This is a genomic window from Enterobacter sp. SM3 (genome assembly GCF_009811935.2).
Taxonomy (GTDB): domain Bacteria; phylum Pseudomonadota; class Gammaproteobacteria; order Enterobacterales; family Enterobacteriaceae; genus Enterobacter; species Enterobacter asburiae_D.
In genome coordinates this window covers 3,049,845-3,066,647 of the sequence record NZ_CP099971.1, presented here as the reverse complement: position 1 = coordinate 3,066,647, position 16,803 = coordinate 3,049,845, and the positions used below count along the sequence as shown (strand labels likewise).

Below are 16,803 nucleotides of genomic sequence, written 5' to 3'. Positions count from 1 at the left end.
AGTCATATTTAAAAAGTGTATCCGGCGGTTAAATAGTAGGCCCACCCCGTTGAGTCTATACGCGTGATCTGCCCTTTGCTGTTGTATGCTTTACTGCCTTCTTCAAATTGCCCACCATGATAGAAATAACGAAGGGTCGCGCCATAACTCCAGTGAGAGTAAACTAAGCTGAGGATATGGGTGGAAACGATTGAGTCATTTGTACGTGAGTAAAATGGCTGCGCGCCTCCTGATTCGTCTTTTAAGTCTGAGCCGAAATCAAAGTTGGTGAAACCGACGTAATTTAGCTTGCCGCCAAACAGCGTAGTGAGCGGAACAGCATATTTTACTTTAAATCGATACCCATCCCATTCGTTTTCGTTGGCGGCGTTATAATTATTCCCCTGGTATTTAGCGTAGATGTTCGCAGATAACGTCATCGGTAATCCCGTATCGATATCTGTCCCAAGCCCCATATACCAGGTACTCTGACGCTGTCCTTCATTAGTGCCCGCATCATAAATATAGTTGTGAGCAAAATACCATTCTTTAAATGGACCAAAACTCAGGTCGAGCCCCGTTAATTTGTCGATGCTAAAGCGTGGTTCTATTTCCATGAAGAATGGCGAGCCATTATCCCAAATGCCGATATCGTTATCATTTCCTAAACCAAAAAATTTAGGTAAATCGGCGTAGCCGTAGAAATCAAACCAATCCACATGTGCCCACGCACGATATTCTGGATATAAGTCTGCTCTTTTTTGTGGCCCGAAGCGGGTAGAGTTGCTGCCGACAATATTAATGCTTTGATGCCACCAGTCTGATAGGTATTCATCATTTCCAGAGTCTGCAAACGCAACCACAGGTAGCAATATCAATGCGCCTGGCAAAAGAAATTTCATTTTTTTCATGCGTATAATTCCTTCTATGGAAGTCTGTTGAAAAACGAGTGTTATTTGAAATACGCGTCAGTATTTCACCACTTCTTGTTGAATCTATTTAGCAGCGCTTACATCAGTCACCCTCATTTCAAGATCGGGTTTTACTGGGCTATGCGCCTTAACGTAATCAATAATTGACTCGGCAGAGGTAGTACTGTTGATGGTTTTGATGTTTTTCCCTTTTAAAAACGCTTCAAATCCATCGCCACCTGTCGCGCAAAATGAGTGTGTAGCAACCCGATATGTTCTGGCTGGATCTATAGGCTGATTATTAACAGTGAATTTAATAAGACGTTCACCCAGCGGTTTTTTACTGTCATATTCAACATGAACGCTTTTTGACACTTGCAAAATACCATTGGTGAGATTAGTTGCATGGATCATTAAATCGGTGAGATCTTTACCGGTGAGATCCATTTCAACCAGATCGTTATTAAATGGGAAGGTAGTAATGACATCGCCGTAGGTTAAGTTCCCCTGTGGGAAATCAGCACGTATTCCGCCGCTATTTTGTAATCCAACGACGGCATCCGGCACTTTTGCCATCATGGCGTCGATAATTAAATTACCGACAGGTGATGATTCACCATAAGAACGTGTGAAGGGCGCCGTTGTCGATCCAATAACCTGGCCAGTGATTTTTTTCAGCCTGGCATTCCATTCATCAATTCTGGCTTGTACTTTTGGATCTGGCTTATATTCGTCAGCAAATACAGTGATTAATTTACCATTATAACCCTCAATTTTTTTAGTCTGAGGGTTATAATCCAATACTAATTTACCAATATCAGTGCCATAGGCATCCGTTGAAACAATGAGAGTGTCATTGACTTTAATTGGCTCTGGCGTACCTACATGGGCATGACCCGTGATTAATACATCAATACCCTTAAATTTCTTTGCGGTATCGATATCAGCTTGCAGCATTCTGGCTACGTCTTTGTTTCCATAACTTGATTGACGCGCTGGCGTACCTTCATGGATAAGCAGCACGATGATATCCACTTTACCTTTTAACGCATCAAGCGCTTGTTGAATATAAGGCACTTCATCACGCGCCTCTGAGCCTGCGTAAGCTTTAGCGGCAATCGTGTCATAAAATGCAAATTTCTGATGCACCCCGATTACACCAATTTTAATGCCATTTTTTTCGACGATCGTCCAGGGGTTATTCCAGACGGGCTTATCACTGTTGGTATAAAAAACATTGCCTAACAAAATGGGGAAGTTTGCTTTTGATAACTGCTTAACCATATTATCAACGCCATGGTCAAATTCGTGGTTCCCCACCGACACAGCGTCAAAAGGCATGGTGTTCATGATATCAATAATTGCTTCACCTTTGGTCAGGGTGCTTATATAGGGTCCGGTAAAGTAATCACCTGCATCAAAGAAAAAGATATCTTTACTTTTTTTCTTAGCATCATTAACGATGGTCGCTATATTAGCAAAACCCCCTACCAGACGTTCTTTGTCAACGGTGGGGACTTTCCCCGGAGAGACATGCGCATGCAGATCGTTGGTATAGTAAATTGTCACATCTTTCGCATTAACTGATGCAGTAAGCGTTGCGGACAAGCACAACGTAATCAGACTCAGCTTTATATTTTTCTTCATAATCAATTCCCTTGAAAAAACGATAGTTTGAAAAAGGGTTCATGTAGATATATGAACCCTTAAACGGTTATTTCATTACATTCATTTCAATGCATTCATCACCAATGCGGCACCGAAAGCATGTATGGCAGGGACCTTTATTTTTTTACATCAGCAACGCGCATGCCGTTGATCTGCTCATCCGTAATGGTATTGCCCGCCTTGAAGTAATCGATCACAGCGTTAGAAACGTAGTAACCGCCTGTTGTATTGCGTGCTTTACCTTCGGTAAAGGTGGTAAAACCATCCCCACCGTCAGCAAGGAAGCTCTGGGTGGCAATGTGGTAGACGGTCGCGTCTTCAATTGGCTTGCCGTTAAGTGTAAATACGACGACTCGCTGACCGATCGGTTTACTGCTGTCATACTTCATCTCCAGGCCTTTTGATACCTGCAAGACGCCATTGCTTAAACTTGCGGCATGCTCCATCAGCGTGCGTAATTGTTTCCCCGTGAGGTCCATCGTGGCCAGCTCGTTAGGGAAGGGGAACGTACTAATGACACCACCCATCGTAATCGCGCCAGACGGGATTTCATTGCGAATCCCACCGGAGTTGGTCAAGGCCAACTGGGTATTTTTACCCGCTGCCGCCAGCAAAGCGTCAGCAGCCAGATTTCCCAGCGAGGCTGATTCACCATACGCACGCGTCAATTCAACCGGCGACTGCGCTACGGTTTGTTGAACCACTTCATCAAGTTGCTTATTCCAGCCGTCTATGACCTTTTTCGTTTGCGGATCGGGCTTCCACTCATCGGCGTAAATGGTTTTAAGCTCGAAATTTTTCACCGTAAACTGATGCGGCTTCGTGTAGTCCAGTACCAGTTTCCCCACATCAATGCCGCCGCTGTCGGTCGAGAGGATCAACGTATTGCCTACTTTAATCGGTTCCGGGGTACCAACATGCGCATGTCCCGTAATCAGAATATCCAGGCCTTTTACCTGGCTTGCGGTTTGAATATCTTTATCCAGCGCACGGCGTACGTCGGTCCCCCCCACACTGGACTGACGCGCCGGCGTGCCTTCATGAACCAGCAATACGGTTAAGTCGACTTTTCCTTTGAGTTCATCTAAATAGCTCTGCAGCCACTTAATTTCATCCCGCGCTTCAATACCTACGCGTGTTGCCGCTGAAACGGTATCATTGAAGGCAAAGACGCCGTGCAAACCAATGACGCCAATTTTCACACCCTCTTTTTCGATGATGGTATATGGCTTATCCCAGAATAACTTGCTGCTGTTCTGATAGAATATGTTGCCCTGTACAATAGGGAATTTCGCCTGGCTTAACTGTAATAACGTATTATCCCAGCCGTGATCGAATTCATGATTACCTATCGTGACTGCGTCAAACGGCATGGTATTCATTATATCAATAATAGCTTTTCCCTTAGTTAAGCTACTAATATAAGGACCCGTAAAATAATCACCTGCATCAAAAAACCATGTTGCTTTACTTTTTTGCTTTTCCTCTTTCACCATGGTGGTGATATTCGCCCAACCACCGACATCGCGTTTGCCTTCAGCGATCCATGGAACCTTATAAGGCTCCACATGAGCGTGGAGATCGTTGGTATAAATAAATGTGACATCCTTGGCACAGGCCCAAAATGGTAATGTCAACAGAATGCCTGCGCTAATCGCTTTTATATTCATCATCAGTTCCTTTCAGTTATATAAAGGTTCGTTACTTTACGTTCTGAAAGAATCTTTTATGCGAGTCTGCTCACACAATCAATCAGGAGTTATGAGGCAAAATCAGCGACCTCTTGAAATCGTTGGTAACACATATTGACTCTATTTACGATTAATACCTGCAAATCGTTTGGTTGCCGCAATTTAGGGCTACCTGTATCGGCATGTTCAGATTACAGTTGGCCAGATTACAGGCTGGGGTTTCCGGCATTACACTGTCGGGCTTGCGGGAGTTATCCCCCGCTGTTTGATGAACAACAATTTAATGAATGGCTATCTGCTCACTTAAAAGCATATGCCTCAGAAAACGGTTATTTTTGTCCTGAATGTTATAGCCTGAAAACTATTTGTTATGGTTATAACCCACAGAGAACGCAGCGGGTGCAGTGCCGAGCCTGCAGAAAAGTCTGGACGCCCAAACGGCAAACAAAAAGAAAAATTGTCCCCCCGGAGCGAATTGAAACTATTTCACTCATTGTGCCTTTTCAGGGGAGTAGTACAGAACAGAAGCTGTACGTGCTACTCAGTTTCGACGCCGACCGCGGTAGTGTTCTTCATATCTCTACAAATTTTACGCCGCATGCCAGCGGTGAAACGTTAAGGTATCACTGGCGTGGGAATAGTGAGCCTGATTTGCGCCATAGTGATATCGTAAATCGCGTTGATATGCGCGAGATGCAGTTTCTACATCGGAGCCAGTTTGATGAAATTCAGTATGGAAGTGCAGCTCTCAAACGTAACGCCAGAGGTGCGATTCTGCGTCCCGTTATCGCGGCTCACGGGCATTTTCGTTTGCTGAACATCCTTTTCCCTCAGGTAAAGACACACGTTATTTCACATGAATGCTTTCTTCGAGGCGCCGTTATTACCGCGTGGGCAGATCTGTTTCGCCAGCGGCAAGGTGAGCTTTGGTTTATAGAAGAGGAAATCACTGAAGATGAGAGCGATATACCCTGGGCTTTACTGAGAACAACACAGCACGGCTGGTGGCAAACTCAGTGGCAGCTCTGGGGGCAGGGGAAAAACCGCAGGATGGTATGCCCTTTGACAGGGGGGGATAAGCGTAACGCTAAAATACTCTCTTTAAGGGCCAGCAGGCACTTTAGCCACTGGCTATACCAGCAAGCTGAATTTACGAAAAGTGCCAAACTCTCCGCTGGGCGCGTAACGCAGATTCTCCTTTCTCTGGCGGATGAGTATAACGATAAACTTACACAACCGTTGTCTGGCACGAGCACCGGCTCAATCTATTCGTGATAAAATTATGCCCTGCATTCTTGAGATATAACGTCAAGGGTTCATGTAGATACATGAACCCTTTTAACATTTGCAGTACGATTAATAGGTAATCAAACCTGCCGATCGATTGCTAATCTTTTTATTAATTTGCATGAAGGGATGCCGCAGTGATGACATCAGTAAGCTCCGTTTCGTTAAAAAATCTTGCACGATAGGCCTCACCAGGGAATTGAGGTGCGCCATCAGGTAATGAAATGACATCGTAGATAGAAGCAATCATATTGCCGTCCACATCACTGATAAAGAATGAACGCGCATGGCAGGTGAAAATAACGAAATAATCACCATGATCAAACACGCTGCCCATAAAGTCAGTCCATTGGATGATAGGCGTCGTTGGAAGTTCAATAGGTGCATGAATTTCCACCGCTGTTTTGGCTGCTAAGTCTACCGCATAGAAAAGAATGCGTGCTGGATCGGTTTGGTAGGCATCCGTTGTTGCTTCGTCATTCATCGGGCGAATAACAGGGTTTCCATTTGCATCAACGCAAGATCTGTTATCAAAAACTGATAAGACAAATTTGCCTACGGTAGGATCGATATTTGCTGCAAATGCACTATTATTAGTGATGCACACCGTATGGGCACCATTTTCATAGTGAGTAATACCAGTGTTATCAATATGAACAGTCGTTTGTTTAGCCGGGAACTGAGGGTTGAAATTACCGGTGTCGATTGCCCACAAGATACTACCATCAACGATAGAAATACCAAAAGTGGTGCTCGTTGTGCGAGAGTGGACAATAACGGCTTCTTCGTTGTTTGGACTGCTTGCAATCCATGTGAGTGAGTTAAAATGGACATCATTAGGGGTATTATTATTCAAGATTTGAGAGCCACTATACTCACTGGTATAGTTTTTCGCCCAAATCATTTTCCCTGTCTGATCGTTGAATTTTAGCACCACGGCATCTTGCGCCATCGTATTGGTGAGTCGGTTAGGGCTATCGGTGCCAAACATATAAATGTCGCCCGCTGAGTCCCAGACTACATCGTGAGTATTTGCATAATGATTGCCATCAGCATCGCGCAGGTCGAATTCCAGAACGACATTACCCATAATGTCAATTTTGAAGAAGCGACGTCCGTACCAGGACATATCTTCATCGCTACCGGTATAGAGGTAGCCATTATGGATTCGCAGCGGCTGGAGATGATAAACCGATACGAAGTTAAAACGCAGGTCACCATTCTGGTCATAACCACGGCCAGTGGATTCCATTAACCAGCTGTTTCCCCATACAGAGGTAAACAGTGCAGGATCGGTTTGTTCAATATCGAGATGGAAGATGACAGAGGTATCATATATCTGATCTTCGGTGCTAATAGTGAATGCCTGATTGAAAACTTCAGCTCCCGTTTCATCCTTAAACACGACCTGCACGCTGTTTGCATATTGTGCATAAAGACCAATAACAGGAATTTTTATGGTTTGAGAAACGCCATAAATCAGATCCGATTCATAGGTGAAATCTACGCTGGTTGGGCTGGTCGTCCGTTTTGATACGGTGTAAGAGTAGCTTACTGGCGTATCAGAGGTAAAATAAATATATGCAGCGAGCTGGTTGTCGGCTGGTGCAAGTTCAGTTTTAACATAAGTAATAGTCATGATTGTATTCCTTTTTGTTTCGTTCAATGAAATATATATTTTTTGCCAGCGCAATAAGGTATCGCTAAAATAAATAGCGAACAAATAAACGCCTGGCGGATAATTTGATGCTGTGGTAATTAAAAATAGTTTTGTATTGTAATTCTCCTCTTGTAAAATAGTTGAATAAGCATGGCATGGTTTATCATCCAGCAAATGCTGGTGTACAGTATTATCGGCCAGAATAGACCTGCCAAATATTTAGCTGCTATTCAGGATACATCTTTCGTGAGAGCTGAAAATGAACCCCATCCTTTATTTCCGTCCAGTTTCCGCCCCATTCAACATCAACAGATAACTCCTTAGCAGCCTGAAAAACAGCCGTTGCAATTGTCTGGTAATGTTTAAACTCCCAGGATGCTGTGCCGTTTATGACTGCGAATACATCGACGGCGTGTCCCGTTAAATGCCTGCTTTTTGAGGTTAATGATTTTCCTGCTGCCAATAGCTCAAGCTGCCGCTTCTGGTTTCTTACCCCTTCTGAAATGCCGAAATCAATAGGCGATAATTTCAACGCTTTTCTCATTACATCAGAAAGGTCCTTATGTACGCCTTTAAGGTTCTTTTCAGTCGTTTTACTAAATTCATGATTTATCATTGCTGTCTCCAGAGATTTTTTTCCAGTAATAATTAAGGGCAACAACGCCCATAGCACCTGATATACCGCTGACGGCAAGTGAAGTGTGAAATACTGTTCCCAGGCTTTGGGACATCAATCCAGCAAGTACACCGGTGAATCCTGACACAATAATTTGTGCTACTGCCGAAAATAAATTTCTTCCCGACTGGCCCGACTTAACGTCAAGGAGATATCTAACAAGACCTCCCCACGCGCCGAATAATATTATGTAAACCCAGCTAAAAAATGCATTTGATGATGGGTCTTTCCATGGCAAAACAATTACCTCCATAGGTGAGTTAATAACGAACTTTACCTCATGATGAGATTATTTTTTCCTGACCGAAAAATATGTTTTTGCTATGCGGTAAATAATAAACGTTGAGCGACCCTGTTTTGTGATGAATGTCACACGGAATGTAATTAATAGATTTTGTCGATCAATTAATGCTGAATGATAGTTATGTGTTATTGATATTAATAATTATATTTAGCAGTGGAATACATAAGAGGAACCAGTAGGAGAATGGCGTATTCTGGTAACGGCAGGAGATAAACCAATACCCTGATGAGCGAATCAGGGACTGGTATTATTGGAATTAGGGACATGCTGCTGCATCAATTCAACAATCCAATCAATAAAAACGCGCAGCCTGGCGTTGACATGGCGGTTCGGCGGAAATGCCAGGTATAGGGGCATTGGGTTAATACGCCATTGCTCAAATAGCGGAATTAAGGAGCCACAAGCCTGATGTGCCGCCGCCATATAGACGGGTAGCGCAATCACGCCTAATCCCGCCAGCCCAGCTTCGAGGTAGGCGTTGCCATCATCCACTGCAAGAACATAGCTGCTCTTGATTTCAATATGTTCACTCTCACCGTGCAGTACCAGAGGATCAATCTTACCTGTGCGTGAGGACAAGAATCCCACTATGCGATGGTCCGTGTTTTCCAGCTCTCGCGGGTGTGCAGGGGCGCCGAGGCGTTCCACATAGCTCGGTGCGACGTAAACACCGATTTGCAAATCACCGACATGGCGTGCGATCAGGGACTGGTCGTTGATTTCGCCACCCCGCAGGACGCAATCCACGTTGTCGCCGATCAGATCCACCACCCGGTCACTTACGCCCATATCGAACTGGATATCCGGGTAGCGCGCGTGAAAAGCCGGTAGCGCGGGCACCAGCACCAGGCGGGCGAGAGGCGTGGGCACGTCTACCCGTAGCCGCCCCCTGGGCGTCATCGCCGAACTGGACAGGCTGTTTTCAGCATCCTCCATGTCCGCCAGCAGGCGGATGACGCGCTCGTAGTAGACCGCGCCATCAGGAGTGACGCCGAGCCTGCGGGTGGTGCGATGGAGCAGCTTGACGCGCAGGCGCGCTTCCAGCTGCTGAATAAGCTGCGTCACCGTGGTTTTGCTCATATGAAGCGTCTGGGCAGCCTTTGTGAAACTGCCTGCTTCCACCACGCGAGCAAAGGCGCGCATCGCATCGAAACGATCCATCCCTTGTCCTCTCTTTTTACCGATTGTTTGGATATTACAAACAATGATGGACAAAGTCGCTTGTTTATCCGCCGGATCCTGCGCCTGTAAAGTGTCTTTATGTTCAGCGGGCAGATTTCGCCCCATTACACAGGTACTAACATGACAACACGCGAAGCAGTTTTTCCCTTCGGACGCCAGGCGCTCTATGAGCGCAATCGCTATTCACCCGCCATCAAATCTAACGGCTTCCTGTTTGTTTCGGGGCAGGTTGGTAGCCGGGAGGATGGTTCGCCTGAAGAGGATCTCAACGCGCAGATCCGGCTGGCATTCGAAAACCTTAACGCTGTTCTTAAGGCTGCGGGCTGCACGTTCGATGACGTGGTTGACGTTACCCTTTTTGTCGTCGATCCCGAGTCAAACCTCGACGCTATCTGGAATATCCTGCCAGAATATTGGGGGGAAGCGCCTTATCCTACGTTGACCGGGATCGGCGTGACGTGGCTGTACGGGTTCCAGTTTGAGATTAAGGTGATTGCCAGGCTGCCCTAGGGTTACGGGGCTTTGCGCCGGTCGAAAAAAGACAGAGGAAAACTGATGAAAGCAGCGGTTTATGACGTGGAAGGCGCTCCCGGCGTCCTGCAGCATGTCGACGTCCCGGATCCGGTCGCCGGGCCTGACGACGTCCTGATTTCTGTCGAGGCTATCTCTATTGAAGGGGGAGATCTGATCAACCGGCGCTCAACTCCGCCGCCTCTTCCTTCATGGATCGTCGGCTACGCGGCCGCGGGCACGGTTGTTGCCGTCGGTTCAAAAGTCCGTAGCCGAAAGGTTGGGGACAGAGTGACTGCTTTTAGCATGCAGGGATCGCATGCGGAACGTTGGGCTGTGCCTGCGGAACGCACCTGGCTTATACCGGACGGGGTGGATGCAGCAGAAGCGGCGGTGGTACCGATCTCTTTTGGAACCGCACATCACTGCCTTTTCACGCGAGGGATACTTCGGCGCGGAGAAACCGTCCTGATCCAGGCTGCAGCGGGGGGCGTGGGGCTCGCGGCCGTTCAGCTTGCCTCACAGGCAGGCGCGAGGGTCATCGCCGCGGCAAGCGGAACGCAGCGAAGAAGCCGGTTGCTTGAATTGGGTGCCGATCATGTCGTGGATCGTGTAGAGAATAACGTCGTGAACAGTGTCCGAGAGTATACCCGTGGTGCCGGTGTTGACCTCGTCATCGATCCGGTAGGGACGACGTTGCAAGCTTCGCTTTCTGCTCTCGCTCCGGAAGGGCGTCTCGTCTTCGTCGGTAATGCGGGCGGCGGAAGCCTGACTGTCGACCTGTGGCCGCCAATGCAGTCTAACCAGACGCTCATGGGGGTATTTATGGGGCCCCTTTTTGAAAGGCCCGGCGTTCGGACAAGTGTGGACGACATGTTGCAGGCTGTGGCAGTAGGGCGCATCAGGGTTGTGATTGACCGTGTCTTCCCTCTGGCTAACGCCGCCGCGGCCCATGAATACGCGGAGACAGCGAAACCGCTTGGCCGCATTGTTATGAAGCCTTGAGAGGGATTGGCCGCAACTTGACGCCAAACTCACCCGATGCGGATGAGAAAATGAAAATAAAAAAGCCTGCTTCAAAAGTAGGCTTTTCAAATTTGGCGCCTCTGACTGGGTGCGCCTGTACCATTAACTGTCTGATTAGTAAGCTAAAGCAGATATTCCTTTCTGACAAGACCACCAGAATGACCACCAAATGCTGAAATACAACAGACCATAAAATGGCCCCTCGCCAGTCGGCTAGCGAGTTAGTTTCTCTGACCATGAACGCCGCATATTAATGACCTGCTCAACATCGACTAAATAGCTGCGCAGAATAGTAGATCACTTTGAGGGAACCCAGCCCGGATTGTGCGATCTGATCAATCGCCAAATCAAAACAAATCACCAACCTATTGTGAAGATCTCCGCACTTATTTTGCGGATGGTGGTTTGGTTGCTAACAATCCCAACTATATCGGTCTGCGGAAGTTTTCAGGGACATGAAGTTTGTTTTTCCTGATGTTACTCATAAAGTCATTGTATGTATCGTAATAGGTGATGCTTTGTTTCCACATTTTCACCAACTGCACACTTTGTATCTCTTTCTGCGAACATAACCCGGATGCACTGGTTCACGCTGAAGTATCCGATGCACTCGTGCATCGGGCCTATAGAAAGGTTACTGTGTTTGAAACTCCCAGGCATCAATCTCACCGAAAGTGATCTTTTTGCGATGGTTTACCGCTTCCGAAGGTACTAAATAGAATTTGTCTTCCATTTGGAAAAAATAATAACGATTGCCAATGATGATTTTTTCTTCAGGATCTGGATATTTTTCCTTAAATATTTCATTTTCATCGTAGAAACATTTTGCAGGATAAGAGACTCGATCGATAAGGAGGTCAGTGGAAGTCATGGGGGCGTTGATAGGGTGCAAATCGCGAGCTTCATAGGGGGTTATGAACAAGTAGTCGGACATCAACTCTACTCGTTGAACAAACTCATGTTCACTATCGTTATTTTTTTTAAGAATATCAACTAACCCGGAATAGAGAGCGTTTTTTTCAAAGAGTGATTTACCGGTCTTCGAGAATTTTACATATTGGTAAATCAGTTCATTGATAACTCTGAACTGCGGAATGGTGACAGTGGTCTCGCTGGCTGTCACTTCGGCACCGTCATACTTGAGCCGATGGTGAAGCATTTTATTTCTAATCTGAGAACACATTTTGTACAGCGTATGAAGGAACAAATCATCAATTGAATCTTTATCAATATTGGATTCGAGAATGAGGTTCTTTTTGTTGAAGCTTTCGTTGACACAGTCAAAACGAAGATCAACATAGCTATCCAGATAATCAAAGAAAATAGGAAATAAGACAAATTTTGCGTAATCGTTTTGCAAACTGCTATTCCATGAGAAAAAACCTATGCAGTTTAATGGGTATTTTGTAGTTGAGCTGCCATTAGTCTTGCTGTATAAAAATATATTGTTTGCCATATTGTTCATAAAGCAGTTAACGATAATAGCATGAACAATTTCAAAATGTTTTTGCATCATACTGTGACTCCATGTCTGTAAGACATAAAAAAAATCAGATAAGAGGGGAATACTTAAATTTTCGCCAATGATCCTAACATTGTGGTGTTGAGAAAAAGCAATGATTGGTAACTGATGTCCGCCATTTTACCAAGAGTGTGATATGGGTATCGTCTTGTTAATAGGTATACAGAACGCAGAAAAGCAAAAAACCTGCTTAAGTATCCTCAAGCGGACTTTTCTGAATATTGCTCCTTTGACGGGGATCGACTTAGCCATTAACTGGCTGAAGATTAAGCTAAATCATAAATCTGGTTCTGTCAAGAACACCAAAATGATCACTTATTTGGTTCATGGGAGCATTCAATGAGTTAGCTTAATAGGTTCAAAGATTCTACGTATTCTTAGCATGACGAGACTTGTTTGGTATCAAGACTGATACTATCAGTAATGACTGAATAAGAAACTATATTTGGGCCTTTCCTGTTTTGACTGAATGATGTACGATATGTGAAGATATCATTTTTTTAAAATGATATCCTCTCTCTGAGGGATAAATTGATTTTTTTAAGAGATATGGTTAACAAAATAATAGTTCCCTATGAATGTTGCTGTTGCTATAGGTTATTTGTAGCAACAGCTTCGTTATACTAAATATCAATATTGAGTTAAGTCGCAAATATTCCAACCTGCAAGTTCATGCTTAGAAATATGCTCGGCCGGAAACCCTGATTTATTCATTGCAATACACAATAAGTATCTAGGTCTTGTGAGTGCAACATATACTTGCTTCATGAATTTCTTTTTTCTGGCTTCTGTCGGTTGTGTTAGATTCTCTAAAAGTATGTAGTCAATTAAGGTTGTTATATCATTAGTATGATATTTTGTTTCTAGAAGTAAAGTTGCAGCATGCGTCTCCCCTTTTACAGAATGAATTGTTGCAATTTGATTGTCTATAACTCTTCCTTCAATTTCAAAAGAGATAATATTTCTAGTTGGACTATCATGGGGTTCGTTTATTAGATTGCGCTCAAAAGATAAAAAAATGTGATTTTGATTAGATATATTAATACCTAAGTAAAACAATAATAAGGTGACAGAATTCCCCCAAGTTTCTTCGGATATTTCATTTGTCATTAAGGACATCGCTAACAAGTTAAAATCAACTAAAAGTGAAGATAACTTAAGGTGTTTTTTTATGTTTGCGACTGATATATCAGATTGTGAACCATCTTGCATTGTGATCTGAAAATTAGATACTCTCCCAAAATGAATAATCCCATCAAGGATTGTTCGGTAAGATTCACTGTTACGATTTTGTTGGCGGGCAACATATATATATTGAATTAACTTAGTGTTTTTGAATCCTACCGTAGAATCAGTTTTTTCAAAATTCTCATAATAACTGCAAATCGTTAAAGAGTTTTCACTTTTTTTACCAACTGCACCAACAGATTTTATTGGGTATTCACAGTTAATCGGAACTGCTTGCGAGCATAAATTAGCGAAATGCTCAAATACATTAGTGCGAGAACTATCATCGACAAGAAATATTGTATGTAGTGATTGATTGGGATGAGAAATTTCTGATGTTAAATTTATGCGATTATAACTTAGATTTCTAGCAATTGATGCTATAGAGCTATTAAAGCGATGACTATTTTTTACTTTTTCTAACTCTGCTTGATTATAGGTTTGGTTCTCTTCCTCATTAGTCCCATAAATAGCTTGGTCAGGATCGCCAAACCGTTGCATCTTAACTTGATTATTATCATTTCGAAAGATTGTATTTAAAAATTCATCTTGAAATTTTTGGGTGTCTTGCATTTCGTCGATAAAAACGATAGGAAAACGAGATTGAATTGCTTTTATAATATCAGGGTTGTGGTGGATATAGTCTTTTGATATTTCATACATTTCGTGATAAAAGAAATAACCTTCTGTCATAAGTGTATTTTTAGCATTTATCAAATCTTGATAACTGTTCGACTGTGATTCTCTACGGAAACCAGGGATGTTAAGGTCAAGGCATCCATCTATAAATTTATATTGCATCTCTTGAATGGATTTTATTCTATTTCTTTCAAGGTAATTTTTCGTTCCTCTATTAAGAAAACTCCAGCCTCTTGCACAACATATTTCATCATCGATGTGAGTTATTTTAAATCCTTGAGAACGAAGGTAAGGTATTGCAAGAAATTTATTAACGAATTCTTGAATAGTGCCGATGAAATGTGGTGAAGTTAACAATTTTCCACCATGTATACTCGTTTGGAGACGCTCAATAATTTCTTTTTTAGCTACATTAGTATGCGTTAGGACGCATATACCTTGATGTAAACTCATCCATTTTTTTGCGATAATTAACAACTTAGCCGCTACCATTGTTGTTTTGCCGCTACCTGGACAAGCTTGGACATCATTATATGATTGTATTATTTCGCGTCTTGTATCATCAAATGACAAGTTTAACTCTTGCTCTACATCGTTGATGTCTCTTTCACTAATTTCAATGTTCATTCGATGTCTCCCCGTCATTAGAAAATTCTTCTGTTACGTATTCGATGGCTTCTATAATATAAGGAGGTAGTTTGGATCTTAACTCAGAAGGTCGTTCACTATATTTCGATAAGATCTTTGCAAGAAGATAACTTACTTCGCTTTTTCCATCACCTTTATTTTCTATTTCTCCATATAATTGCACAGCCCTTATTTGTGCATCAGTACTAAGATTTTCATAGCCTATAAGGTTACCATGAAGGGCCTCATATAATTCTTCACTTAGCCCATATTTAGCAAGGCAAAATTCAAATGTCCAGTCATTTGATATAAATGTTTTAACAAGTTCTCCATCAAACTCGGCTTTACTATTTTTTTTCTGGTTTATTTGTTCTGATGTCAACTCATTCAGCCAATGTTGAAGGTTTCCCCCTCGGCCGGTGGTTTCATTAGGCTGTATTTTTTGTTTAAACCCATAACTGTTTGAGGTTGTTGCCTCCGCTTCATCTGGCCATAGGTCTAAATCAGTAATACACCCAACTTTAATTGGGAGATGAGAGGGGGACATTGAAGCGGTGTTAGAACGATAAACTTTAGCGTACCTCTTTCTGGGTAAACCATTGACATTAACCAATGACACAGCATAATCTTCTAGTGGTCGCCCTAGTAATTCAGCTATTTTAGGTATTAACACCATCTCCGCAATACCCTCAACAATCAATATACCTCTTGCAAAAAACATATTTGCCTTAGTTGAGTCTAAGAATTTCTCAAGAAATATATAGTCATCACCACTTAGAGCGGTGCATTCCTTTCTTAAAGGAAAAGCCTTACCATCTTGCATTAAAATTAAGCTTTCCAATGGGGCTTTTGATGAAAGCACTGGACTGTGAGTGGATAAAATACATTGCAATTTACTATTTTCAGTCCTGAGGTAATTAATGAATTTCAACTGTAGTTGGGGATGAAGATGAGCCTCTGGTTCCTCAACAAGTAAAAGTGAATACTGATCTTCTTCCTGGCGAATTAACATTAGTTCTGTAGCCATAAACAATAGACTGTTATAACCTAATCCATGCTTAATTCCTGAAGAGTTGAGTTCGAGGGATAATTTCTCTAAAATTGATTTGAGAGCAAACGCTTTCTCCGGGGCACTCATTTCAGTATATTCTTTACTCCCCAATAAACTTAAAAAAGGTGTGAAGATATTGGATTTGAATGTTAAAGAGTTCAAAAGAGTTGAAATTTTCTCTTGAGTCATTTGAATCGAAGAGTCATTTTGAATTGCCTGTGTGGCGTGTATTAGTAACTCAATAATCCGCTGAGTCGCCCCTTCATCTCCAGCTAAACTGACATTACTTCCTAAAATCTGTGAGAGCCTTGAGGTTCGCCCTGCCGATAGTTCAACCTCAGCATCGCGTAGCGGTTTTAAATATGTTGTAGCAAGATATTCTCGGATATCTCTTTCTATGATGGGGCCATCGTTACTCAAACCAGATCGAACTTCCGTCTTGATGAATTGAGTTTTTTTGAATGGATTAATTGTTATGCTTGCTGAGAGATTTATATATAAACAGCTCTTATTAACACCCGTTGTTATTTCTTCGTTGGTTAAATATTCTAGAAATAACCCTAGTTCACGGGCTGACAGATCTTCAAATTTTAATTGGATATATAGTTCATTCTTACCGCTGAGGAAATCAGTATTTTTTATACTCACCCATTCTACAGACGTAGTATCAAGAACAATCCGGACGGCATCAATGACGGAACTCTTTCCTGCATTATTTTCACCAACAAGTAAATTAAGTCCTTTATTTAACTCTAAGGAAAAATCTTCAAATTGTCTGAAATTGTTCATTTTTAGATTTGATAAATACATAATTCCCACCAATGTGTTTTAACTGTGTATAAT

The 16,803-nt window shown here is 43.0% G+C and carries 13 protein-coding genes; 3 read left to right on the top strand and 10 right to left on the bottom strand.

The features are described from left to right. Positions 1-8: 8 nt before the first annotated feature. From GVO84_RS14430 to GVO84_RS14420, 3 genes are all read right to left on the bottom strand, one after another. On the bottom strand, positions 9-890 hold the full coding sequence (locus GVO84_RS14430; protein ID WP_159514491.1) for a nucleoside-specific channel-forming protein Tsx: 882 nt from the start codon (positions 888-890) through the stop codon (positions 9-11). 84 nt (positions 891-974) lie between these two features. After that, the gene (locus GVO84_RS14425; RefSeq protein WP_159514490.1) at positions 975-2,537 is read right to left on the bottom strand and encodes a bifunctional metallophosphatase/5'-nucleotidase; all 1,563 of its coding nucleotides are present in this window, start codon (positions 2,535-2,537) and stop codon (positions 975-977) included. Between the two features lie 137 nt (positions 2,538-2,674). Then, positions 2,675-4,228 (bottom strand): bifunctional metallophosphatase/5'-nucleotidase, encoded by a 1,554-nt coding sequence (locus GVO84_RS14420; RefSeq protein ID WP_159515653.1) that lies wholly within the window; start codon positions 4,226-4,228, stop codon positions 2,675-2,677. Positions 4,229-4,360: 132 nt separating this feature from the next. Between GVO84_RS14420 and GVO84_RS14415 the strand changes: the two genes are divergently transcribed. Next, on the top strand, positions 4,361-5,524 hold the full coding sequence (locus GVO84_RS14415) for a cytoplasmic protein (RefSeq protein WP_159515652.1): 1,164 nt from the start codon (positions 4,361-4,363) through the stop codon (positions 5,522-5,524). Between the two features lie 124 nt (positions 5,525-5,648). On the opposite strand, the gene GVO84_RS14410 is transcribed toward GVO84_RS14415, so the two are convergent. The 4 genes from GVO84_RS14410 to GVO84_RS14395 all read right to left on the bottom strand — a co-directional run bounded on the left by GVO84_RS14410 (position 5,649) and on the right by GVO84_RS14395 (position 9,337). Then, positions 5,649-7,175, bottom strand: coding sequence for an aryl-sulfate sulfotransferase (locus tag GVO84_RS14410; RefSeq protein ID WP_159514489.1), 1,527 nt, complete (start codon positions 7,173-7,175; stop codon positions 5,649-5,651). A gap of 247 nt (positions 7,176-7,422) precedes the next feature. Further along, positions 7,423-7,812: a M15 family metallopeptidase gene (locus GVO84_RS14405; protein WP_159514488.1), complete on the bottom strand. Its 390-nt coding sequence runs from the start codon at positions 7,810-7,812 to the stop codon at positions 7,423-7,425. Continuing rightward, on the bottom strand, positions 7,799-8,110 hold the full coding sequence (locus GVO84_RS14400; RefSeq protein WP_228057695.1) for a phage holin family protein: 312 nt from the start codon (positions 8,108-8,110) through the stop codon (positions 7,799-7,801). The genes GVO84_RS14405 and GVO84_RS14400 overlap by 14 nt, the downstream gene beginning before the upstream one ends. A gap of 300 nt (positions 8,111-8,410) precedes the next feature. Next, positions 8,411-9,337: a LysR family transcriptional regulator gene (locus GVO84_RS14395; protein WP_159514486.1), complete on the bottom strand. Its 927-nt coding sequence runs from the start codon at positions 9,335-9,337 to the stop codon at positions 8,411-8,413. A gap of 141 nt (positions 9,338-9,478) precedes the next feature. Between GVO84_RS14395 and GVO84_RS14390 the strand changes: the two genes are divergently transcribed. Together GVO84_RS14390 and GVO84_RS14385 are read left to right on the top strand one after the other, a co-directional pair. Next, positions 9,479-9,868 carry a RidA family protein gene (locus GVO84_RS14390; protein ID WP_159514485.1) on the top strand — a complete coding sequence of 130 codons (390 nt, stop codon included), beginning with the start codon at positions 9,479-9,481 and terminating at the stop codon, positions 9,866-9,868. Positions 9,869-9,913: 45 nt separating this feature from the next. Further along, positions 9,914-10,873, top strand: coding sequence for a quinone oxidoreductase family protein (locus tag GVO84_RS14385; RefSeq protein ID WP_159514484.1), 960 nt, complete (start codon positions 9,914-9,916; stop codon positions 10,871-10,873). 655 nt (positions 10,874-11,528) lie between these two features. Here GVO84_RS14385 and GVO84_RS14380 read toward each other — a convergent pair. The 3 genes from GVO84_RS14380 to GVO84_RS14370 form a co-directional block, all read right to left on the bottom strand. Then, entirely contained in the window at positions 11,529-12,410 is an 882-nt protein-coding gene (locus tag GVO84_RS14380) for a hypothetical protein (protein WP_159514483.1), read from the bottom strand. Positions 12,411-13,046: 636 nt separating this feature from the next. Further along, complete coding sequence (locus tag GVO84_RS14375; RefSeq protein ID WP_159514482.1) at positions 13,047-14,909, bottom strand: UvrD-helicase domain-containing protein; 1,863 nt, start codon at positions 14,907-14,909, stop codon at positions 13,047-13,049. Next, on the bottom strand, positions 14,899-16,770 hold the full coding sequence (locus GVO84_RS14370; RefSeq protein ID WP_159514481.1) for an ATP-dependent nuclease: 1,872 nt from the start codon (positions 16,768-16,770) through the stop codon (positions 14,899-14,901). The genes GVO84_RS14375 and GVO84_RS14370 overlap by 11 nt, the downstream gene beginning before the upstream one ends. Between the last annotated feature and the right edge of the window lie 33 nt (positions 16,771-16,803).